Origin of the sequence: Novimethylophilus sp., assembly GCF_036504375.1 — a bacterium.
In the GTDB taxonomy this organism is placed as follows: Bacteria; Pseudomonadota; Gammaproteobacteria; order Burkholderiales; family Methylophilaceae; genus Novimethylophilus.
This window is the reverse complement of record NZ_DASXVH010000038.1, coordinates 15,005-36,821: the sequence shown is the minus strand read 5'-3', so window position 1 is coordinate 36,821 and position 21,817 is coordinate 15,005. Positions and strand designations below refer to the sequence as shown.

General features: G+C 60.5%; 25 protein-coding genes. 18 read left to right on the top strand and 7 right to left on the bottom strand.

Annotation, left to right across the window (positions count from 1 at the left end; translation table 11 throughout):
- Positions 1 to 52: 52 nt before the first annotated feature.
- The 5 genes from VGK14_RS05140 to VGK14_RS05120 are packed head-to-tail and all read left to right on the top strand — an operon-like array spanning position 53 to position 5,173.
- A complete protein-coding gene (locus tag VGK14_RS05140) occupies positions 53 to 1,855 on the top strand; it encodes an NAD(P)H-dependent oxidoreductase subunit E (protein ID WP_331507886.1) in 1,803 nt (600 codons plus the stop codon).
- Positions 1,852 to 2,568: a 2Fe-2S iron-sulfur cluster-binding protein gene (locus tag VGK14_RS05135; protein WP_331507858.1), complete on the top strand. Its 717-nt coding sequence runs from the start codon at positions 1,852 to 1,854 to the stop codon at positions 2,566 to 2,568. Before VGK14_RS05140 ends, VGK14_RS05135 begins: the two co-directional genes overlap by 4 nt.
- Position 2,569: 1 nt before the next feature.
- Positions 2,570 to 3,124: an NADP oxidoreductase gene (locus tag VGK14_RS05130; RefSeq protein WP_331507857.1), complete on the top strand. Its 555-nt coding sequence runs from the start codon at positions 2,570 to 2,572 to the stop codon at positions 3,122 to 3,124.
- A 55-nt stretch (positions 3,125 to 3,179) separates the two neighbouring features.
- The gene (locus tag VGK14_RS05125; protein WP_331507856.1) at positions 3,180 to 4,664 is read left to right on the top strand and encodes a Ni/Fe hydrogenase subunit alpha; all 1,485 of its coding nucleotides are present in this window, start codon (positions 3,180 to 3,182) and stop codon (positions 4,662 to 4,664) included.
- A 2-nt stretch (positions 4,665 to 4,666) separates the two neighbouring features.
- Complete coding sequence (locus tag VGK14_RS05120) at positions 4,667 to 5,173, top strand: hydrogenase maturation protease (protein ID WP_331507855.1); 507 nt, start codon at positions 4,667 to 4,669, stop codon at positions 5,171 to 5,173.
- Between the two features lie 57 nt (positions 5,174 to 5,230).
- Here the strand turns inward: VGK14_RS05120 and VGK14_RS05115 are convergent, their stop codons facing one another.
- The 4 genes from VGK14_RS05115 to VGK14_RS05100 form a co-directional block, all read right to left on the bottom strand.
- Positions 5,231 to 6,214, bottom strand: a complete 984-nt coding sequence (locus tag VGK14_RS05115) for a GGDEF domain-containing protein (protein ID WP_331507854.1) — start codon at positions 6,212 to 6,214, stop codon at positions 5,231 to 5,233.
- 89 nt (positions 6,215 to 6,303) lie between these two features.
- Positions 6,304 to 6,861 carry a flavin reductase family protein gene (locus VGK14_RS05110; protein ID WP_331507853.1) on the bottom strand — a complete coding sequence of 186 codons (558 nt, stop codon included), beginning with the start codon at positions 6,859 to 6,861 and terminating at the stop codon, positions 6,304 to 6,306.
- Positions 6,858 to 7,217 carry a hypothetical protein gene (locus tag VGK14_RS05105; RefSeq protein ID WP_331507852.1) on the bottom strand — a complete coding sequence of 120 codons (360 nt, stop codon included), beginning with the start codon at positions 7,215 to 7,217 and terminating at the stop codon, positions 6,858 to 6,860. Before VGK14_RS05105 ends, VGK14_RS05110 begins: the two co-directional genes overlap by 4 nt.
- An 8-nt stretch (positions 7,218 to 7,225) precedes the next feature.
- Positions 7,226 to 8,992, bottom strand: coding sequence for a glutamine--tRNA ligase/YqeY domain fusion protein (locus VGK14_RS05100; RefSeq protein WP_331507851.1), 1,767 nt, complete (start codon positions 8,990 to 8,992; stop codon positions 7,226 to 7,228).
- Between the two features lie 84 nt (positions 8,993 to 9,076).
- On the opposite strand from VGK14_RS05100, the gene VGK14_RS05095 reads away from it, so the two are divergent.
- The 5 genes from VGK14_RS05095 (at position 9,077) to VGK14_RS05075 (ending at position 12,041) form a co-directional block, all read left to right on the top strand.
- Positions 9,077 to 10,054 carry a biotin--[acetyl-CoA-carboxylase] ligase gene (locus tag VGK14_RS05095; RefSeq protein WP_331507850.1) on the top strand — a complete coding sequence of 326 codons (978 nt, stop codon included), beginning with the start codon at positions 9,077 to 9,079 and terminating at the stop codon, positions 10,052 to 10,054.
- Positions 10,051 to 10,785, top strand: coding sequence for a type III pantothenate kinase (locus tag VGK14_RS05090; RefSeq protein ID WP_331507849.1), 735 nt, complete (start codon positions 10,051 to 10,053; stop codon positions 10,783 to 10,785). Before VGK14_RS05095 ends, VGK14_RS05090 begins: the two co-directional genes overlap by 4 nt.
- Positions 10,782 to 11,462, top strand: coding sequence for an SPOR domain-containing protein (locus VGK14_RS05085; RefSeq protein ID WP_331507848.1), 681 nt, complete (start codon positions 10,782 to 10,784; stop codon positions 11,460 to 11,462). Before VGK14_RS05090 ends, VGK14_RS05085 begins: the two co-directional genes overlap by 4 nt.
- 5 nt (positions 11,463 to 11,467) lie before the next feature.
- Complete coding sequence (locus VGK14_RS05080; RefSeq protein WP_331507847.1) at positions 11,468 to 11,629, top strand: hypothetical protein; 162 nt, start codon at positions 11,468 to 11,470, stop codon at positions 11,627 to 11,629.
- 103 nt (positions 11,630 to 11,732) lie between these two features.
- On the top strand, positions 11,733 to 12,041 hold the full coding sequence (locus tag VGK14_RS05075; RefSeq protein WP_331507885.1) for an HU family DNA-binding protein: 309 nt from the start codon (positions 11,733 to 11,735) through the stop codon (positions 12,039 to 12,041).
- A gap of 82 nt (positions 12,042 to 12,123) precedes the next feature.
- On the opposite strand, the gene VGK14_RS05070 is transcribed toward VGK14_RS05075, so the two are convergent.
- Positions 12,124 to 13,677, bottom strand: coding sequence for a mechanosensitive ion channel family protein (locus VGK14_RS05070; RefSeq protein WP_331507846.1), 1,554 nt, complete (start codon positions 13,675 to 13,677; stop codon positions 12,124 to 12,126).
- Between the two features lie 165 nt (positions 13,678 to 13,842).
- Between VGK14_RS05070 and pqqA the strand changes: the two genes are divergently transcribed.
- From pqqA to VGK14_RS05030, 8 genes are all read left to right on the top strand, one after another.
- A complete protein-coding gene (gene pqqA / locus VGK14_RS05065) occupies positions 13,843 to 13,914 on the top strand; it encodes a pyrroloquinoline quinone precursor peptide PqqA (RefSeq protein WP_081774944.1) in 72 nt (23 codons plus the stop codon).
- 128 nt (positions 13,915 to 14,042) lie between these two features.
- Entirely contained in the window at positions 14,043 to 14,957 is a 915-nt protein-coding gene (pqqB, locus tag VGK14_RS05060; protein WP_331507845.1) for a pyrroloquinoline quinone biosynthesis protein PqqB, read from the top strand.
- A 16-nt stretch (positions 14,958 to 14,973) separates the two neighbouring features.
- Positions 14,974 to 15,729, top strand: coding sequence for a pyrroloquinoline-quinone synthase PqqC (pqqC, locus tag VGK14_RS05055; protein ID WP_331507844.1), 756 nt, complete (start codon positions 14,974 to 14,976; stop codon positions 15,727 to 15,729).
- Positions 15,707 to 15,997, top strand: coding sequence for a pyrroloquinoline quinone biosynthesis peptide chaperone PqqD (gene pqqD, locus VGK14_RS05050; protein WP_331507843.1), 291 nt, complete (start codon positions 15,707 to 15,709; stop codon positions 15,995 to 15,997). Before pqqC ends, pqqD begins: the two co-directional genes overlap by 23 nt.
- Positions 15,975 to 17,135, top strand: a complete 1,161-nt coding sequence (gene pqqE, locus VGK14_RS05045; protein ID WP_414691703.1) for a pyrroloquinoline quinone biosynthesis protein PqqE — start codon at positions 15,975 to 15,977, stop codon at positions 17,133 to 17,135. The genes pqqD and pqqE overlap by 23 nt, the downstream gene beginning before the upstream one ends.
- Before the next feature lie 71 nt (positions 17,136 to 17,206).
- The gene (locus VGK14_RS05040; protein ID WP_331507841.1) at positions 17,207 to 18,409 is read left to right on the top strand and encodes a multidrug effflux MFS transporter; all 1,203 of its coding nucleotides are present in this window, start codon (positions 17,207 to 17,209) and stop codon (positions 18,407 to 18,409) included.
- A gap of 58 nt (positions 18,410 to 18,467) precedes the next feature.
- On the top strand, positions 18,468 to 18,686 hold the full coding sequence (locus VGK14_RS05035) for a hypothetical protein (RefSeq protein WP_331507840.1): 219 nt from the start codon (positions 18,468 to 18,470) through the stop codon (positions 18,684 to 18,686).
- Positions 18,687 to 18,836: 150 nt separating this feature from the next.
- Positions 18,837 to 19,256 carry a DUF1924 domain-containing protein gene (locus VGK14_RS05030; protein WP_331507839.1) on the top strand — a complete coding sequence of 140 codons (420 nt, stop codon included), beginning with the start codon at positions 18,837 to 18,839 and terminating at the stop codon, positions 19,254 to 19,256.
- Positions 19,257 to 19,314: 58 nt separating this feature from the next.
- On the opposite strand, the gene VGK14_RS05025 is transcribed toward VGK14_RS05030, so the two are convergent.
- On the bottom strand, positions 19,315 to 20,982 hold the full coding sequence (locus VGK14_RS05025) for a cytochrome c3 family protein (RefSeq protein ID WP_331507838.1): 1,668 nt from the start codon (positions 20,980 to 20,982) through the stop codon (positions 19,315 to 19,317).
- A 2-nt stretch (positions 20,983 to 20,984) separates the two neighbouring features.
- Positions 20,985 to 21,815 (bottom strand): hypothetical protein, encoded by an 831-nt coding sequence (locus VGK14_RS05020; RefSeq protein ID WP_331507837.1) that lies wholly within the window; start codon positions 21,813 to 21,815, stop codon positions 20,985 to 20,987.
- Positions 21,816 to 21,817: the final 2 nt, after the last annotated feature.

The following is a 21,817-nucleotide window of genomic DNA, read 5'->3' as shown; positions in this document are numbered from 1 at the left end:
GCGTCATTTCGAGACGGATATCGCACACACAACAGGAGTGCCTGCCTTGGACGTGCCCGAAAACGATCATGCATCCTATCTGAATCCGATTCTCTCCAGGTATCGTTATCAGGCTACCCATCTGATGCAAATCCTGCGCGAAGCGCAGGAGTGCTACGATTATCTCCATCCGGATGCCATCGATTACCTGACGGCCGAGTTGCGGATACCCCGCACCAAGATCGAGGGCGTCGCCAGCTTTTATTCCTTCTTCTACCTGCGGTCGCGGGGGCGATATCGCGTGCTGTTTTCCGATAACATCACCGACCGCATGCTGGGCAACGTCGCGCTGATGAAGCGCATGTGCAACCAGCTGTGGGTCGAGCCGGGCAAAGTCTCCGAAGACGGCCTGGTGAGCATAGACCTGACCTCGTGCACCGGCATGTGCGACCAGGGGCCGGCGCTGCTGGTGAACAATATTGCAATTACCCGTCTCGATACCGGGCGCGTGGACGAAATTTGCGACCTTATCCGCGAGCAGGTGCCGCTGGCTCAATGGCCGCAGGAATTTTTCCGGGTAACCGATAACATCCGCCGCAAGGATATATTGCTGGACGACAGTTTCATTTCCGGAGCGGCCTTGGCTGCGGCGCTGATACGAGGCCCCGAGGCGCTGCTGGCCGAGGTGCAGGTTTCCAACCTGCGCGGCCGCGGCGGCGCGGGCTTCGCCACCGGCGTCAAGTGGGAATCCTGCCGCAATGCGCCGGGCGAGGCGCACTACGTGGTGTGCAATGCCGATGAGGGCGAGCCGGGGACGTTCAAGGACCGTGTGCTGCTGACTTCCTACGCCGACAAGGTGTTCGAGGGCATGGCGCTGTGCGGCTTTGTCATCGGCGCTCGCAAGGGCATGCTCTACCTGCGCGGCGAATACCATTATCTGCTCCAGCACCTCAATGCGGTGCTGGAGCGGCGCCGGCAGCAGAAGCTGCTGGGTAGCGGCATTCTCGGCCAGACCGGCTTCGATTTCGATATAGAAATCCACCTTGGCGCCGGCGCCTATATCTGCGGCGAGGAATCGGCGCTGATCGAATCGCTGGAAGGCAAGCGCGGCACGCCGCGCAACCGTCCGCCGTTCCCGGTGACGCACGGCTACCTCAACCAGCCGACGGTGGTGAATAACGTCGAAACCTTTGCCGCCACCTGCCATATCGCGCAAAAGGGCGGCGCCTGGTATGCCGGCATCGGCACCGGGAAATCGGCCGGCAGCAAAATTCTTTCCGTTTCCGGCGATTGCGAACGGCCCGGCATCTACGAATATCCGTTCGGCGTCAGCGTGCAGCGGGTGCTGGAAGACTGCGGCGCCAAGGACACCCAGGCGGTGCAGGTGAGCGGGCCTTCCGGCATCACTGTCGCGGCGCACGAGTTCGGACGCAGGATCGCGTTCGAGGACCTGCCTACCGCCGGCGCCTTCATGGTGTTCGACGCCACGCGCGACATGTTCGAGGTGGCGCGCAATTTCGTGCATTTCTTCGCGCACGAAAGCTGCGGTTTCTGTACCCCGTGCCGGGTCGGCACCTCGCTATTGAAAAACCTGATGGACAAGCTGCACAACGGCCACGGCTCGCCATATGACTTTACCGAAATCGAGCGGTTGAACCAGATCCTGCTGTCGATGAGCCACTGCGGCCTCGGCCACACCGCCTGCAACCCGGTGCTGGACACCATTGCCAAGTTCCGCCCGGCCTATGAGCAGCGGCTGCAGCAGCTGGAATTCACGCCTGCCTTCAATCTCGACTGGTCGCTGCAGGCAGCGCGCCGGATGACCGGACGCGACGACAGCGGCGCCCATATGCACGACCGACAGGAGCCACGATGAGCAAGACTTTCACGCTCGACGGCAAAACGATCCCCTTTACCGAAGGCCAGACCATCATCCAGGCGGCACAGGCGGCGGATGTCTATATCCCGCACCTGTGCTACCACCCGGAGTTCAAGCCGCACGGTTCGTGCAAGCTGTGCACGGTCAAGGTCAACGGCCGCCAGACTGCCTCATGCACGATGCAGGCGGCCGAGGGCATGACGGTGGAGAGCGACATCGAGGAACTCAATGCGGAACGCCGCGCATTAACACAAATGTTATTCGTCGAGGGCAACCATTTCTGCCCGTCGTGCGAGAAGAGCGGCGATTGCCAGTTGCAGGCCACCGCCTACCAACTCGGCATGATGACCACGCACTATGATCATTTTTTCCCCAACCGGCCGCTGGATGCCACGCACCAGGAGTTTCTGCTGGATTTCAACCGCTGCATTCTGTGTTCGCTATGCGTGCGGGCGAGCCGCGACGTGGACGGCAAGAACGTGTTCGCGCTGGCCGGGCGCGGCATCAAGACCCACCTGATGGTTAACGCCAGATCCGGCAAACTGGCGGATACCGATTTCACCAATGACGACAAGGCGGCACATGTTTGCCCGGTGGGGGTCATCCTGCCCAAGCGCTGTGGATTCAAAGTGCCGATCGGTCAGCGCACCTTCGACAGGCAGCCGATCTCGGCATATGTCGATACGCGTCTTCCCGCCAAGGATCATTGACATGGATGCGCCGGCAACAAGCAAGCTCAGGGTCGCCACCACCTCGCTGGCGGGCTGTTTCGGCTGCCATATGTCGTTTCTGGATATCGACGAGCGGCTGTTCGAACTGTTGCAGCATATCGAGTTCGACCGCTCGCCGCTGACCGACATCAAAGCGGTGGGCGAGTGCGACATCGGCCTCATCGAAGGCGGGCTGTGCAACGCGGAGAACGTGCATGTGCTGCGCGAATTCCGCCGGCATTGCAAGGTGCTGGTGGCAGTGGGGGCCTGCGCGATCAATGGCGGCTTGCCGGCGCAGCGCAACCCCATCCCGCTGTCGACGATACTGCAAGAGGTTTACCGCACCGGCCCGGGACTCAGCAACGGCGGCATGATTCCCGACGACCCGGAGCTGCCGCTGCCGCTGAACAAGGTGCATCCCATTCACGAAGTGGTCAAGGTGGACTACTTCATTCCCGGCTGTCCGCCTTCCAGCGATGCGATCTGGCAGGTGCTGACCGATTTGCTGGCCGGCAGGGAGCCAGCCTTGGGCCACGGGTTGCTGCATTATGATTAACAAGACCAGCCGCGTCCATCTGCGGCTTATTTCTGTTGTGGAGTAAATGACAGCCATGACTTCCCATCTGGAAACCGCCGAACACCCCGAAAACCTGAAGCGCGTCGCCATCGATCCGGTGTCGCGCGTCGAGGGCCACGGCAAGGTTACCATCCTGCTCGACGACCACAACAAGGTGCACCAGGTGCGGCTGCACATCGTCGAGTTCCGCGGCTTCGAAAGATTCATCCAGGGACGCCCCTACTGGGAAGTGCCGGTGATGGTGCAGCGCCTGTGCGGCATTTGCCCGGTGTCGCACCATCTGGCGGCTTCCAAGGCGTTCGACCGTATCCTCGGCGTCAGAACCCTTACCCCGACCGCCGAGAAGGTGCGGCGGCTGATGCACTACGGGCAGATTCTGCAATCGCATGCGCTACATTTCTTTCATCTATGCTCGCCCGATTTGCTGTTCGGCTTCGATTCGGAGCCGACCCGGCGCAACATCGTCGGCGTCGCCGAGAAATATCCGGATACCGCCAGGCGCGGTGTGCTGCTGCGCCGCTTCGGGCAGGAGGTCATCCGCATTACCGCGGGCAAGCGCATTCACGGCACCGGCGCCATCCCCGGCGGCGTCAACAAGGCGGTAACGCAGGAAGAGCGCGATATGCTGCTCGAGGATATCTACCAGATCGTCGGCTGGGGCCGGGACGCGGTGCATCTGGTGAAACAGCTGCACGAAACCAATCCCGCGCTGTACGACAGCTTCGGCCTGTTCCGCTCCAACATGATGTCGCTGGTGGGGCACAACGGCGAGCTCGATCTCTACCATGGCAGCCTGCGCGCGCGGGACGACAACGGCGCGATCATTTTCGACGGCGTCGATTACCAGAACTACGGCCAGCATATCGAAGAGGAGGTCAAGTCCTGGACCTACATGAAGTTCCCCTTCATCAAGTCGCTGGGTAAGGAACACGGCTGGTACAAGGTCGGCCCGCTGGCGCGGGTGCAGAATTGCGACCACATCGCGACGCCGCTGGCGGAAGCCGAGCGCCGGCAGTTCGCCGATTACGCCGGCGACATGCCCATGCATGCGCCGCTGGCCTATCACTGGGCACGCATGATCGAGATGCTGCACGCCGCCGAGAGCATCAAGGACCTGCTGCACGACGCGGACATCATGGGCGGTGAACTGATGGCCTACGGCGAACGCCAGCGCGAAGGCGTCGGCGTCATCGAAGCGCCGCGCGGCACGCTGTTCCACCATTACCGGGTAGGAGAGGACGACCTGGTGACGATGTGCAACCTGATCGTTTCCACCACCAGCAACAACCAGGCGATGAACGAAGCGGTGCGCCAGGTCGCCAGGCGCTACCTGCACGGGCGGGAAATCGCCGAGGGCCTGCTCAACCATATCGAAGTAGCGATACGCGCTTTCGACCCCTGCCTGTCCTGCGCCACGCACGCGCTGGGAAAAATGCCGCTGGAGATCGAACTGGCGGATGCCGCAGGCCTCGTCATCCATCGCCTGGTGAAGTCGGCGGACGGTCTGCTTTCGGCCTGAGCATGCCAGCCCCTGTATTAATCCTGGCGGTGGGCAACGAAAGCCGCGGCGACGATGCATTGGGGCCGTTGCTGCTACGGCGGCTGCAAGCCTGGCTGGACGCGCAGGGGCTGGCAGAGCAGGTCGAACTGATCGAGGAGTTCCAGTTGCAGGTGGAGCACACGCTGGACCTTGCCGGGCGGGAGCGGGTGCTGTTCATCGACGCCGGCCACCACACCTCCGCGCCGTTCACTTTTTCCCAGGCCGTCCCCAGGCGGCTCGAAGGCCACACCAGCCATGCCGTCTCTCCCGAGACGCTGCTGGGGGTGTATGCGCTGGTGCATACCAAACCTGCGCCGCCCGCGTTCATCCTGTGTGTCGCCGGAGAACGATTCGAACTGGGAGAACCGCTCTCGCCACGGGCCGGGCAATATCTGCAGCAGGCTTTCGAGTTTGCCTGCCGGTTGTTCGACAGTGGCGGGCAAACGGCATGGCAAGGCCTCGCGGCAATGGCTCCGGCGCATGCTTGAGCTGGCGCGCGGCGCTGGCCTGGACGCCCAGGCACCTCGCACTGCACCGGATGCAGATCAGCGGCGGGCTGCCGATTCAAGCGGTGGCGCGCTGAGTACCTCCACGCGGTTGCGCCCCGACTGCTTGGCGCGGTAAAGCGCCTGGTCCGCCGCGTCCAGCAGCGTCTGCAGCCCGCTTTCGCCGTTTACCGGCGCAATGCCGATCGAGACGGTGACGCGGATGATGAAATCGTCGCTGCGTACCGCGCAGTCTGCGACTGCGGACCGCAGCCGCTCGGCGATAAGTTCTGCTTCTTCGAGGTCGCTGCCAGGCAGCAAAATGACGAACTCCTCTCCGCCGTAGCGTACCAGCAGATCGTTGGGCCGCAGGTTTTTGGTCATGCATTCCGCGATGATTTCCAGCGCGACGTCGCCGACCAGGTGCCCGTAGGTATCGTTGACGCACTTGAAATGGTCGATATCCGCCAGCATCAGTGCGACCGGCTGCCGGTCGAGCAGGCAGCGCTGTAGGGTGCGCGGGAAAGCATCGTCCATCCAGCGGCGGTTGTGCAAGCCGGTCAACGCGTCGACGTAGGCCTGGTGCTCAAACTGCACCTTGTGCTTCTGCGAGGTGATGAGCGCTGCGTTGTCGTAGCGCATGCGGCCGGCGACGATGCCCAGCAGATTGCGCGCTACTTCGTGCGAATGATCGACGAGCGACCATACCGTATCGTGTGGAACGGCCAATACGCGGGAAGGTTTGGTCGCCGCCACAAGCGCGGAGGGCAGCTTGCCGTCGACGATGGAAATTTCGCCCGCGCACACGCCGGCTGCCAGCGTCGTATGCTTCAGCGGCTCCTGCGTCTGGGCGGCAAGCTGTACGCTCAATTCGCCTTCGAGGATCAGGTAAAGATGGTGGTTGGGAATTTCCGGCTGCAGCAGCATCTCGTCGGCAGCCAGCTCGCGGATGGAGCAGTGCTCCAGCATGTAATCGATGCTTGGGAAATCCACGCCGCGGAATAGCAGGTTCTGCGCAATCAAGGCGAAATCTCTCGGATCCATACTTATTACCATCTTCCCGGCTAACGTGGCACAGCAAAATTCTATGCGCTTCGCCGCTTCCCTGCTCGGGATTTTATGCGGATCGCGTATTAGATCGGCGCGCCGGTCGCGAAAAAGGCGCCGCCGGCGATATAGTGCAGCGTGCGCAAGTCGTCGTTGCCGTCGAAATTCCAGCGGCCGTCGGCGAATACCCGTGCATCCGCCCATGCCGCCACCGCCTCACCGATAAATAAGTCATAGCGCTGCTGGGTATGCGGCTCGGGGATCACCTTGCATTCCAGCCATGCCACACAGCCTTGCAGCAGCGGGACCTCGATAGCGGCTGCGGCGAAAGTGTCCAGTTGAAAACGGGCGAATTTGTCCTGCGCCGCGTCGCGCCCGGAATCCGAGCCGACCGCGAGCACCGTTTCCGCCTGCGCCCGGCACGGCAGGTTCAGCGCAAACTGACCGGAGGCGTCGACCAGTTCCCGCGTATAGGTGTTCTTGTCGATCACCACCGTCACCTTGGGCGGGTCGAAATCCAGCGGCATGTTCCAGGCGGCGGCCATAACGTTGCGCTTGCCCTGGTGCGCAGCGGAAACCAGCACCACCGGGCCGTGGTTGAGCAGGCGATAGGCCTGTGGCAAGGGTACGCTGGCTGGCGTCATAGCGGTTGCAGCAGGCCGGCGTCTATCGGTCCGTAGAACAGCTGATCCATGCCCCAGAATCCGCCCTTGGCGTCCAGGTAGTAATTGCCGTCGTCCGCCCGGTACAGCGTGAAGCTATAGGTCTTGTTGTTGTAGAACACGTCGGGCTCGGTAAAAACCCGCTGCAAGTGCCGGTTTTGCTGCAGGGTTTTCCAGTCCTGCGGCTCCAGCCGGGCAAACGGCAGCAGCACCTGGCTGTCGGCGCCGAGGAAGGCCTTGTAGCGGAGGTCGAAGTTTTGCCGCATATCGGTTGCCTCGTCGGCGGCGGCGAGGCAAGGCAGCAGGCACAGCAGCGTGACGGATAGCAGTCGGCGCATGGTAAGGCCTACTTCTGCCAGGCGTCGCGCAGGGTGACGGTGCGGTTGAATACCGGCGCGCCGGGCTGCGAATCCTTGCGGTCGGCGATGAAATAGCCGTGACGCTCGAACTGGAAGCGCTGTTCCGGCTGCGCGCCCTTCAGCGCCGGTTCCAGCTGCGCGGTGATGGTCTTGACCGAATCCGGGTTGAGGTCGTCGAGATAATTGCGGTCACCGGCGCCGGGGTGGGCGTCCTTGAACAGGCGGTCGTAGAGACGCACTTCGGCGGCATAGGCGTGCCGCGCCGAAACCCAGTGGATGTTGCCCTTGACCTTGACCGAATCCGAACCCGGCGTGCCGGATTTGGTGTCTGGCAGGTAATTGCAGTGCACCACTGTGACGTTGCCGGCGGCATCCTTCTCGCAGTCCATGCATTCGACCACGTAGCCGTAGCGCAGTCGTACCTTGTTGCCGGGATACAGGCGGAAATAACCCTTGGACGGCTGTTCCATGAAGTCCTCCCGCTCTATCCACAGCTCGCGCGCCAGCGGCACCACGCGGCGGCCGAGTTCCGGCTGTTGAGGATGGTTGGGAGCAAAGCAGTCTTCGCTCTGATTTTCAGGATAGTTGTCGATCACCAGCTTGACCGGGTCGAGTACCGCGATGCGGCGTTCGGCGCTCTCGTTGAGCGTCTCGCGCATGCAGTCTTCGAGGATGGTGTATTCGATCCAGGAATCGGCCTTGGACACGCCGATGCGCTCGGCGAACAGGCGAAAGCCTTCCGGCGTATAGCCGCGGCGGCGCGCGCCGACCAGCGTCGGCATTCTTGGGTCGTCCCAGCCGCTGACATGCTTGCCTTCCACCAGGTCGATCAGCTTGCGCTTGGACAGCACGACGTAGGTGAGGTTGAGGCGGGCGAATTCGTATTGTTTAGGTAGCGGATGGGCTAATAATCCGCCTTCGGCCAGGCGCTCCAGCACCCAGTCGTAGAACGGGCGCTGGTCTTCGAATTCCAGCGTGCAGATGGAATGGGTGATGCCTTCTACAGCGTCTTCCAGCGGGTGGGCGTAGGTGTACATCGGGTAGATGCACCATTTGTCGCCGGTATTGTGGTGGGTGGCGTGCTTGATGCGATAAATCGCCGGGTCGCGCAGGTTGATGTTGGGCGAGGCCATGTCGATCTTGGCGCGCAGCAGCATCGCGCCGTCCGGGTGCTTGTCGTCGCGCATCTCGCGGAACAGGCGCAAGTTTTCCTCGATCGGCCGGTCGCGCCACGGCGAGTTCTTGCCCGGCTCGGTCAGCGTGCCGCGGTTGGTGCGCATTTCCTCGGCGCTCTGCTCATCGACGTAGGCATGGCCGGATTCGATCAGATGCTCGGCGGCGCGGTACATGAAATCGAAATAGTTGCTGGCGTAATACAGGTGCGAAGCGCCGAACGCCTCCCAGCCGAAGCCCAGCCATTGCACCGCATCGGTGATGCTGTCGACGTACTCCTGCTCTTCCTTCTCCGGGTTGGTGTCGTCGAAGCGCATGTGGCATACGCCGCCGTAGTCGCGTGCCAGGCCGAAGTTAAGGCAGATGCTCTTGGCATGCCCGATGTGCAGGTAGCCGTTGGGTTCCGGCGGAAAGCGTGTGCGGATTTTGGCCGGGTCCGGCTGCCCGGCGGCATGGTGCGCGGCATCGCCCGGCGTTTTGGCCCAATGGCGGCCGGCGTAGGTGCCTTGTTCCAGATCGCGTTCGACGATCTGGCGGATGAAGTTGGAGGCGGGCGGGGCGGCGTTGTTGTTTTCGGACATGGCGGTGCGTATCGAGTTAATTGGCGTTATTTTACACTGCGCCGGGCAGGCGGGGTTTGTCTCCTGCTGTGCTAATATTGGGCGGTGCCTTCCAACGTTTTCCCCATACTGCGCCTGCTGGCGGATGGGCGTTTTCGCTCCGGCGAAGCGCTGGCCCGTCATTTCGGCGTCACCCGTGCCACCGTATGGAATGCGGTGCAGCAGGCGGAAGAACTCGGCGTGCAAATCTACTCGGTGCGCGGCAAGGGCTACCGCCTGCCGCAACCGGTGGATTTTCTCGACCGCGACCGTATCGCCGCCGCGCTGGGCGCGTCTGCCGGCCTGTTCACGCTGGAACTGCACGACTGCATCGAATCGACCAATACCCTGCTGATGCGCCACGCCGCCGAAGACGCGGCGCATGGCACCTGCGTGGCCGCCGAACTGCAGCAGGCCGGCCGCGGCCGCCGCGGCAGGACATGGTTTTCAGGGCTGGGCAGCGGATTGACATTCTCGCTGCTGTGGCGCTTCGGCCAAGGCGCCGGCGCGCTCAGCGGGCTCAGCCTGGCGGTGGGCGTCGGGCTTTCGCGGGCGCTGCGGGAAGCGGGCGCCGAGGATATCGTACTCAAATGGCCCAACGACGTGCTGCATCGTCATCGCAAACTCGCCGGCATCCTCATCGAATTGCAAGGCGAGATGCTGGGGCCGAGCGTTGCGGTGATCGGCATCGGCCTCAATATCCGCGTGCCGGACGAAGCCATCGCCACCATCGGCCAGCCGGTGATCGATCTCGACAGAATCACCCGCAAGCCCGTAGAGCGCAATCAATTGATGGCCACCGTGCTGCGCCATCTGGCCGACGTGCTGGGCGAATTCGAGCGCGAGGGTTTCGCACCGTTGCGCGACGAATGGCTGAGCCAGCACGCTTATCACAACCAGCCGGTGCGGCTGCTGCTGCCGGACGGCAGCAGCATGGACGCGACCGTGCTCGGTGTGGCCGACGACGGGACCTTGCTGGCCGACGCCGGCCACGGCTTGCAACGTTTTTCCTCCGCTGAAATCAGCTTGCGCGGCGTAGCATGATACTGGCGGTGGATGCCGGCAACAGCCGTATCAAATGGGGCGTGCATGACGGGCGGGCATGGCTGGCGCAGGATGCGGCCGGCCATGACGGACTCAATCGGACGGCTGCGGCCTTGCGCAGTTTTTCCGGCATCCGGCAGGCGGTAATTTCCAATGTTGCGGGGGCCGGTGTGGCAGCGGCGCTGCAGGCAATGCTGGACGAGGCCGGCATCGCGGCCCATTGGGTGCGGGCTGTGCCGCGGGCATGCGGCGTCAGCAATAAATATGGCACTCCCGCGCAACTGGGCAGCGATCGCTGGGCAGCGCTGGTGGCTGCATGGCACAGACAGCAGGGAGCCTGCGTGGTGGCGTGTGCGGGTACGGCATTGACGGTCGATGCGCTGTCCTCGCGCGGCGAATTCCTCGGCGGCCTGATCGTGCCCGGCCTGTCGCTGATGAAAACCGCACTCAATACCAATACCGCAGGCCTGGCCGATATGAAAGACGGCCGGCTATGCGCATTTCCCTCAAGCACCGGCGATGCGGTGCATAGCGGCGCGTTGCAGGCGATGGCGGGCGCGGTCGACTGCTTATACCAGGAGTTGGCCCGCCGCGAAGCCGGTGCGCCGGCGCTGCTGCTTGCCGGCGGCGACGCAGCGACGTTGCGGCCGGTGCTATCCCCCACCTGCGAGATTGTGGATAATCTGGTGCTGGAAGGTTTGGTGCTGCTCGCAAGGGAAATCTCGTCATGAAATGGCTGGTCTGGCTGTTATTGCTGGTGAATGCATTGCTATTGGGCTATTTCCGGCTCGACCCCATGCCTCATGTCGAGCCTGTGGCCGGACATGAGGCGATCGAGCCGGGCAAGATAAAAATTCTTACCCCCGATGAGTTGTCCGGGCTTCCAAAAAAAGATCAGACGCCATCCGCGGTTCAGGCTCCGCCGCCGGTCGCGCCGCAGCCTGTCGTCGCCACCTGTTACGAGTGGGGCAGTTTTGCCGGCGCGGATGTCGCGCGAGCCCGGAGCGTGCTGGATAAACTCAGCCTGGAGGCCGTCGCCAGGCAGCAGGCTCCCCAGGACGCGATCCGCTACTGGGTCTATATTCCGCCCAGGAAAACCCTGGAGGAAGCGCAGATCAAGGTCAGTGAGCTCAAGGCGCTGGGTGTCACGGAAAGCTATATCGTGCAAGAGCCATTATGGCGTTTTGCCGTGTCGCTGGGCGTCTTCAAGGACGACGCGCTGGCGAGCCGGTTCCTCGACGATTTGCACAATCGCGGGGTGCGCTCCGCGGTAAAAGGCCGCCGTAATCACGAAGGCGGGCAAACCAGCTATACGATCAGGAATGCATCGCTGACCCAAGCGGATGCGTTCGACAAGCTCAAGCCCGATTTTCCGGGCAGCGAGTTGAAGCAGGTCAGTTGCCAATAGGAGCCATGATGGGAATTATCGGAAAGCATGTGGGAAAACTTGCCAGGAAGGCATTGCTCGTGGCGGCGATTTATGGCGGCAAGCAGATAGCGGCCAAGGTTGCCGGGAGAGTAATAAAGGCCGTGTCGAAAAAAGCCGAAAGCGCCAAATCGGCACGCCAGGCGTGAATAAACTTCCAGCCCCGCCGGATTTTGTGCTAGGGTGTCGCGTTGCCGCCGGGCCAAGCAAATGCCTGATGCTCAGGCCGGTAAGATCTGATTCATACAATCAATATTTCAATCCAACCAGAGAGGACACAATATGAATAAAACTGAACTGATCGATGCTATTTCCGCCAAGGTGGATGGTGTCAGCAAAGCCAATATCGCTGCAGTTGTGGATGCCACAGTGGCCACCATCACCGGCGCACTGAAAAAAGGGGACAAGGTTCAACTCATCGGTTTCGGCACCTTCGAAACCCGCCAGCGCGCTGCCCGCGAAGGCCGCAATCCGAAAACCGGCGCGAAGCTCAAGATCGCTGCCTCCAAGACCCCGGCATTTTCCGCCGGCAAGTCGCTGAAGGACGCGGTAAACAAGTAAGTCTGGAAACCAGGCGTTGCTGTTGAAAAGGGCCGGATTTCCGGCCTTTTTTATTGGCTGGCGCTGTCGTCGGGCCTCGCCGCTAAGCCGTCTTCAGGCTGAAAAAATTACGGATGCGCGCCAGGATATCCTGGTGCTGTTGCGCCATCTGGTTGGCGCGGGCGGTGACGTCCATGTCCTGCTGCATGCTGTCCAGGCCGTAGCGGCGGGATACCAGAATCCGGGAGATTTCCTCGGCCAGTTGCGGACGGTTCTGCAGCACCTCCTGAAACGACGCCTTGTCCAGTTGGTAGCATTCGACGTCGGTGGCTGCAATTACCGTGGCCGTTCGCGGGGCGCCTGTCATCAAGCCCATTTCGCCGAAAAAATTGCCGGGCAGCAACGTGCTGAGCTTGCGCCTGTCCTGGTCAGGCACTTCCAGAAACACGTCCGCTTCGCCTTCAACCAGCATGTATAGCCAGTGCGCTACGGCACCCTGGTGGGTAATGACGTCACCCTTGGCGAAGGGCGCATGCACCAGTTTTTCGGCGATCGCCTGCAGTTCGTCTTCGTGGAAGGTACTGAACAACTCGACCTTGCGCAAGGCTTCCATGCGTTCCTGAATGTGCCGGATATGCTTGGCCTGCGCGTGTTTTTCGCTTTCCTTGGTCATATGCACGTTGTGCTCGGGGAAGGCGAGGCGTATGCCGGCGCGCTGCAACGCGGCATAGATGTGGTCGCGCACCTCGGAGTCGGTGGGGTCGTCGGCTTGCAGGTCGGTAAGCCAGTAGCGGATGGCATAGCGGCCGAAACTTTCAGTGAAATCCATCAGCACGCAGCTGGGTTCCGGCGTCTTGGCAACATTCGGAATATCGGCATGGCGGATGGCTTTCTGTATGGTGTCGATGACCCGCGAAGGCGTGGTCTGGTAGCCGACGTTGAACCACACCCAGCGTCGCCATTGCACGGCATCGTCGCCGTGGCGACCCAGCACGGCGAATTTGCCCTTCATCAGCTGGCTATTGGGGATGACCACGGTTTCCCAGTTGCGGGTTTCTACCGCGGTATAGCGCCAGCGGACTTCGACGACCTTGCCGACGATATCGTCCACCTTGACCCAGTCGCCGATTTCGACGGAGCTGTCGAACTGCAATGCCAGTCCGCCCAGAATATTGCCCAGCGTATCCTGCATCGAGAATGCCAGTACCGCGGTGATGACGGCCGAGGTGGCGACAATGCCGGATAAATCCAGCCCGGCGGCATGCAGCCGGACGAAGCCCCAGGCGATATAGGCGACGAACACCGCGATATCTTCCAGGATGCGCGGCGGGTTCATGCGCAGCAGCGGCAGTGCCAGCCTGAATACGAACAGCCCCAGCAGGCTGATGACCGTTATGCCTTCCAGGATCAGGAACGCCTCCAGCAGCCCGGCGCCAATAGTGGGGAACCCGGTTACGGCGGTAATGCCGGCGGCCAACTGCCCGAGCAGGCTGAAACCCAGCAGCAGCAAGGTCGAGAACAGTTTGTGGCGGTCTGACGGCCGATACCGTGCTACCAGCACGGCGATAAACCCGACCAGCAGCAGCAAGGCCAGCAGGTCTTCGTGCCAGGCGAAGGCGCGCACGCTGTTCCATAGCTCCGGGAATGGTTGATTCATGAGCCCATTCTAAAACCAAAATACCGGTAATGGGTATTCGGTTATCATGAATTTCATGAGGCGAGATTCCGCATTTTTCCGCTGTCAAACCGGGGGTGAGGCAGCCACAATGCGCTTGAACGTAAACGCGTTCTCAATCGATCATTCTTAAACTAGGAGATAACCATGTGGACCAAGCCAGAAGTTACCGAAATGCGTTTCGGCTTTGAAGTGACCATGTACGTTTGCAATCGTTAAATTTGCAGATCGTACATACATCTCGACTGTTAAGTCGCTGATGTACGGGCTGGCTTTCGGGGCAGCCCGATGATCCAAAACCGGGGGCGCGAAGCGCCTTTTTTAATCCGAATTTTTAGGTAGAACCCATGCTGATACATGTGCTTGGCTCAGGCGCCGGCGGCGGATTCCCGCAGTGGAACTGCAACTGCCACAATTGCGACGGCCTGCGCAAAGGAACCATCAAGGCCCGCGCCCGCACTCAGTCTTCGATCGCGGTGAGCGGCGACGGTACCAACTGGGTGCTGTTCAACGCTTCGCCCGACGTACTCAAGCAATTCCAGGATTTCCCCGCAATGCAGCCGGCACGTGCGATTCGCGATACCGGCATGGTGGGCATTATTTTGATCGATGCGCAGATCGACCATACCACCGGCCTCTTGATGCTGCGCGAAGGCCAGCAGAAGCGCGAAATTTACTGTACCGACATGGTCAAGAACGACCTGAGCACGGGCAATCCGCTATTCAATATTCTTGGTCATTATTGCGGAGTAAACTGGCATAACGTGCCGATCGACGGCACCAGTTTCGAAATTGCCGGCGCGGCCAACCTGCGCTTCTCCACGGTGGCCCTGAAAAGCAAGGCGCCTCCGTACTCTCCGCACCGCTACGACAGCCATGACGGCGATACCATCGGCGTGCTGATCGAAGACACCACCAACGGCAAGAAACTGTTTTACGCGCCGGGCCTGGGCGAGATCGAGCCGCATCTGCCGCCGCTGTTCGCGCAGGCCGACTGCATCATGGTGGACGGCACCTTCTGGACCGATGCCGAGATGATCGATCTCGGCCTGATGGACAAGACTTCGCGCGACATCGGACATATTCCGCAGTCCGGCGCGGGCGGCATGATGGAAGTGCTGTCGGCCTATCCCAAGGCACGCCGCGTGCTGATTCACATCAATAATACCAACCCCATCCTGAACGAGGAATCCGCCGAGCGCAAACAGCTGGAAGCTGTCGGCATCGAGGTTTCCTACGACGGCATGGAAATTACCCTTTGATCCTGGAGAAAATGAAATGAGTGACAACAAACCCTGGAGCCGCGAAGAGTTCGAGGCCAATCTGCGTGAAAAGGGCAGGGGCTACCATATTTATCATCCCTTGCATGTGCTGATGTACGAGGGCAAGCTGTCACAGAAGCAGATGCAGTGCTGGGTGGCCAACCGTTATTATTACCAGATCGCCATTCCGATCAAGGATGCGGCAATTCTGTCCAACTGCTGGGATCGCGAGCTCCGTCGCGGCTGGATTCAGCGTATTTTCGACCATGACGGCAGCGGCCATATCAACGAGGGCGGCGAGGGCGGCATCGAGGCCTGGATCCAGTTGGGTGCGGCGGTCGGCCTGACGCGCGAGGAAGTCACTTCGCTCAAGCTGGTGTCGCCGGCGGCGAAATTTGCCGTCGATGCCTATATCAATTTCTGCCGCCAGCGTCCGTGGCAGGAAGCCGTGTGTTCCTCGCTGACCGAACTGTTCGCGCCGCATATTCATCAGCAGCGCATCGAATCCTGGCCGGACAAGTATCCCTGGGTAAAGCCCGAGGGCATGCAGTATTTCAAGAACCGTCTGACGCAGGCGCGTCGCGACGTGAAGCAGGGGCTCGACATCACGCTGGATTATTTCGGCAAGTCGCGCGAAATGCAGGAGCGTGCGCTGGAAATCCTGCAATTCAAGCTGGATGTACTGTGGGCGCTGGCGGATGCCATCATGCTGCAGTGCTGCGACGTGAAAATCGAGGGCGGGACGCAATATGTCCGACAAGATCAGGTCTAATGCTGTATTTGCCCTGGCGCGCCACTTCCGCTTTCAGTGGGAAGAGGCGCAGGGGGGCTACGTGCTGCTGTACCCCGAAGGCATGGTCAAGCTCAATGGCGGAGCCGGCGAGGTGCTCAAGCGCGTGGACGGCAAAAAGACTGCCGGCGAAATTGTGGACGAACTGAAAGCCGCTTTCCCCGATGTACCCGATCTGGAAGGCGATGTGATGGCGATGCTGGAGTTGGCGTATGGAAAGGCCTGGATTGAACACAAAACAAATTTCTAAACCGTTCTGGCTGCTGGCGGAAATCACCTACCGCTGCCCGCTGCATTGCGCGTTCTGCTACAACCCGACGGATTACATCACCCACACGCAGAACGAGCTGGATACAGCCGGCTGGCTCAAAGTGCTGCGCGAGGCGCGCAAGATGGGCGCCCTGCAACTGGGTATCTCCGGCGGCGAACCGCTGTTGCGTGACGATATCGAGGAACTGGTGGCCGAGGCGGGCAGCCTGGGCTATTACAGCAATCTGATCACCTCCGGCGTCGGCCTGACGGAAAAACGCATCGCCGAGTTCAAGCGCGGCGGACTGGATCACATCCAGCTGTCGATGCACGACATCACCAAGGAAATCAACAACTTCATCACCGACACCAACACTTTCGAGCTGAAAAAGAAGGTGGCGGCCATGATCAAGGGTTACGATTACCCGATGGTGCTCAACGTGGTGATCCATCGCTACAACATCGAGCACATCGGCGAGATCCTGGAAATGGCGGAGGAGATCGGCGCAGATTACGTCGAGCTGGCCAACACCCAGTATTACGGCTGGTCGCTGCTGAACCGCCCGCAATTGATGCCGACCCGTGAACAGCTGGAAAAGGCCGAGGCCATTACCAACAAGTTCCGCGAGCGTGTCGGCAACAAGATGAAGGTGTTCTTCGTGGTGCCGGACTACTACGCCGATCGTCCCAAGAAGTGCATGAACGGCTGGGGCGAGGTGTTCATGATCGTCACCGCCAACGGCGATGTGCTGCCCTGCCATTCGGCGCGCTCGCTGCCTGGGCTCACATTCCCCAACGTACGCGAGAACGGCCTGGAATGGGCGTGGAACGACTCTCCCGCGTTCAACAAGTACCGCGGCGACGACTGGATGAAGGAACCGTGCCGCTCCTGCCCCGAGAAAGAGAAGGATTTGGGCGGCTGCCGCTGCCAGACTTACTTGCTCACCGGCGATGCCGAGCTGGCCGATCCGGTGTGCAGTCTCTCGCCCGCGCATAACGTGATCCTGCAGGCCATCGAGGACGCCAAGAATCCGCAGCTGGCCGCGCAGCCGATCCTGTTCCGCAACGACAAGAACTCGCGCCGGCTGGCCGAGGGCGAGGTGCCGGAACTGGTCGCACCGTTCCACGCGCTGCCGTAATTTCTCATGCTCATGGGGGATAAGGGCTATGCGGCATAGCCGCAAATGCCTGCATGGCTTAAAATCCCGTCATGCCCTCCTCAAATCTGATTGCCGTCATCCTGGCGAGCTTGGCCGCGCTCGCGCCTTTTGCCATCGATACCTATCTGCCGGCTTTCCCGGCAATCGGCGGCGACCTGGTTGCGACCCCGCTGCAATTGCAGCAAAGCCTGACGGCCTATCTGTTGCCCTATGCGCTGATGACGCTGTGGCATGGCGCCATTTCCGATGCGATCGGCCGCCTGCCGGCACTGTGCTGGGGCTTGGCTCTGTTCGCGCTGGCCTCGATTGGTTGCGCGTTGGCGCCCGATGCGCATACCCTGTGGTTTTTCCGCGCGCTGCAGGGGCTTTCCGCCGGCGCCGGCAACGTGGTTGCGCGGGCGTTGGTGCGCGATCTGTTCGAAGGCGTAGCGGCGCAACGGGTGATGGCGCAGGTGCAGATGATCTTCGGGCTGGCGCCGGCAATCGCGCCCATTATCGGGGGATTGCTGCTGGCAATCCATTGGCAGGCAATTTTCGTGTTCCTTGCGCTGTATGCGCTCCTGACGTTGATCGCAGCATTGAAATGGCTGCCCGAAACCGTGCCGGAGGAGCGGCGCGTTCCGCTTTCCGCACGCCAGGTGTTGACGGGATACAAGCAGGTTTTCGGCGACATGGAGTTCATGCGGCTGGCACTCGCCTCCGGCGCCAATTTTGCCGGTTTTTTTGTGTATGTTCTGGCTGCGCCGGTATTCCTGATACGGCATCTCGGCCTCAATGCCCACCAGTTCGGTTTCATGTTCATTCCGACCGTTTGCGGCATGGTGCTGGGGTCATGGCTGGCCCGACGCATCGCCGGAAAATTGGCGTCAGGCCGTATCCTGCGCCTGGCCTATCTGTGGATGGCCGGTGCCGCGACATTGAATGTCGCAGTCTGTTTGTTTCTGCCGCCCTCGTTTTGGGTGAATATCCCACCGATAGCGCTTTATAATATCGGCATGGCGCTGGCGATGCCGATATTGTCCGTAGCGGCGCTGGACCGCCATCCGCGCCTGCGCGGTACGGCGGCGTCAGGCCAGGCTTTCCTGCAGATGCTGCTTTCCACATTGTCGGCCGGCGCACTGATTCCGCTGTTGTGGGATCATCTCATCGGGCTTGCGCTGGGCATGAGCGCATATGCGTTGTTGGGTTGGCATTGCGCCCGCAAAACCGAGCCCTGGCAAGACTCTGCGCCGCAAGCATTAATAAAAAATTAAAGTTTTTTTGTGGTCGGACGTTACCGGCTTGTCACGAAGCAATTTATAAGGACATCAAATGTCTGAAGCTCACAGCGTTGGATCTTATTCGGCAGCCATGTCGCAAAGCCTTTATGATCAGGGCAAGGCTGTTGGCCGCATGATAGAAGCCAGCCAGCATACGATAGACGCGACCAAGGAGAAGGTAACCGACAATGCGCTGAAAGAGGTTCAGAAATCGACATTGGCCAAGCAGGCCATGGTCGATATCGGTACAAAGTTGAGCATTTACGCCTAAAACTTGATCGTTTTCTCGTTGTGCCCGTGTTTTCGTTTTGCCATGGATATAGCATGGTGGCTGTTCAACGTCTGATATAATCTCTGCTCAAGTCGATTCTTGTAAAATGAAATCAGCAGTGCGAATTTAACTTTACCTACGGAGTCCCTGATGCATAAACTTGCTTATACCCTGCTAATCGCCCTCGGAGTTGCCAGTCTTTCTGCACAGGCGGATGTTGCATCTGCGCAAAAGCTCGCAAACAAATATGCTACAATTGCCAAGACCATCAACCCCAGCGCCAAGCCTTCCGCCGAAGCGGGGCGCGCATTCTTTACGAGAAAAATCCTGGTGCACGGCAAGGAAGTTTCCTGCTCCTCCTGCCATACCGACAATCCTGCGAACCAGGGTAAGCATGTCAAGGACGGCAAGCCTATCAAGCCGCTGGCACCTTCGGTCAATCCCAAACGCTTCAGCGATCTGGACAAGGTGGAAACCAATTTCGAGAAGCACTGCCTGGAAGTGATCGGCAAGGATTGCACCGCTCAGGAAAAGGCTGACTACATTACCTATCTGTTGACGGTCAAGTAATCCGGCGCAGCATACATAGTAGCGATCATCAACGGCCCACAGCAATGTGGGCCGTTTTTTATTCTTCCGTTTCCTTTGCCATTTGACGGGCGGGTTGGGCATTCGCATTGTGAAAACTGTGGCAGGTGTCGCAGTTGCTGCTGACCTGGGTTTTGGTCTGTTTGCTGCCGACATGGCATTCGCGGCATTTGCTGATTGCAGGGATGGCGATATCCGTGCTTTTGTCGGAGTCGGCGACTTTATGGCAGTCCGTGCACTTGGCCGTTTGGTGCTTAATGTGAGGGAACCTCGATTTCGGCAGCCAATGATCGGTAACATCGACCGGCGCCACTGTCCACGGTACTTCCTTGTTCCTGGCGTTATATGAAACCTCGTGGCATTCCAGGCATGTGCCTTCGCCGCTGGTGGCAAACAGCAACCTGGCGTTCCTGGCAGCCTGTGCCGAGGCCCAGTCGCGCGCGCGTCGCAAGTCATCAACGGTGACTCCGTCGGCATAAGTCTTGCTGATCGCCCGGCTTGCATAGAACTCGCGCAGCGTCGTCATTACCGTTTGCTCCGCGGCGTGCGGCACCTGCCGTCCTGCCACCTTGGGCTCGAAATCCAGGGCATGGCAGCGCGATTGCTGGCAGGTCATCGACATGGTCATGGGCTTGAAGCGGGCGCCGGCATCGTCCATCTTGTGACAGTCGTCACACTGGATATCCCTGGTTTTGCCAGGCGCTCCGAGTTCGATCAGCGCCTTGTCCAGATGCTCCTTGTGAGAAAACTTGAGTCCGGATTGTTCGATGAGGCGGCTTTTGTCGGTCTGCCGGATGCGCTGGAGGCCAGAGTCTCCGGGAGCGGTCCTGACCGTCAGTTGAAATGCGGGGTGATCCGTGCTGAAGTCATGAATATTCGACAGCTTGGTTGAGGCATGCCTGGCCTTGATATTGCCATGGCAGGCAACGCATTGCGTGGTGTCGTGACGCACCAGCCCGGTCTTGCCCCGGTGATCGAGATGGCATTCCGCGCAGCGCACATTGCGGAATACCTTGGCATGCAAGGCGTCGTCCTTGATGTGGTTGGCGATGTTCTTGTGGCAGCTGATACAGGCTGTGTCGGCGACGGGCGTGAACGGGCGCTGGTGGCAAGTTTCGCACTTCATGCTCAACGCGCGGTGTCCCGGCGACATTTGACCCGCATTCCAGGATTCCTCCAGCGCGACCGGCAGACGTTCTTCCCATTTATTCAAGGCGGGAAAAAAGCTGTGGGCAATCGGCAGAACCAGAAATGCCAGCGTGAGCGCCGCCGTCAGCCAGAGCGCGAATTTACGGGTCGAGAGGCCTGCGCCGCTCAGGGTCGTCGGCATCCTTGTTGCGGCAGCTTCGCTGCTGCCGGATATCGGATGGATAAGTTCGCAGGTGAGAGTCAGTTCGTGACCGGGGGCAATAGCCTCGACGATCAATTGGTAAGGGCCGATCAGAATGCGCATGCCTGGCGTCAGTTCGGCATTCTGATCATATTCGTCATTGATGTTGAGCGCGGTATTTTCCGCTTCGATATGCAGTTTGCCATCATCCTCGGCCCTGATGACGGCATGGTGCAGATTGACCCGATGGTCGAGCAAGTGAATCTTGCATTCCGATGCACGGCCGATACCGATGATATCCCCAGCGATCCGGCGCTCCTTGCGGATGGCTTGAGCGCGCTGGTTGCGGGTGACTTGGACTAACAGGCAGCGGATCATCTTTACCAATAGAAAAATATAGCGGTGACGTGGGCGATGAGCGTCACCAGAAGCCCGATGGACAGAGGGATATGCCAATACAGCCAGAACTCCAGCCTGGCCTTGAGCATGATGTCCTTGCGCGCGCGCGCCACCAGCGCTTCCCGGCGCAGCATGATCGAATAGAGTTCGCGGTGCAGCTTGGGCTGGGCGCCCTTCAGGTTTTTGCCCAGGTAATGCAGTTTGCGCACGGCCTCGGAAGTCGGGCAGTTCGGCTGCCGGCCGGCCAACTGCTCGATAACGCCGCCGCCTATGCGGGTTTCCCGGCTGGCCTTGTGCACGATTTGGTTGATCTCGTCCGGCAACTGGAGCGCGTTCGTGCGTGCCAGTTCATCGAGATCGGCAATCTTGAGCAGGAGCGAGTCGAGGTTATCTTCGCCCAGGTTTTCCGTCATCATCCGCGGAAAGCGCAGATAGGCGTAGAGGCCGTAGAACCCGTTGCCAATCACTGCCAGCAGCAGCAGATAAGACAGCGTATGGACATTCCAGCCAAACTGGAGCCCGGTATGCAAGGTTGCCAGGATAACCAGCGACATGCCGAGATAGACATGGGCCGAAAGCCAGCCCTGCATGGTTCCCGGGCCGAGATACTGGCGTTTGCGGACCCCCAGCCAGAGCAGCAGCACTACCAGGACTGCGGAAGCAGTACCCAGCGCGTAGCCGAGCCAGGTGCCGCCGTAGGCGCCGGTGGGCGGGCGCTGCAGCAGATAGGCCACACTTGCCAGTCCTGCCAGCAGCAGAGCGGCTTTGAGGTAGCGGTAGCGTTTGTATTCGAGCAGGGTGTTATGTTGCATTA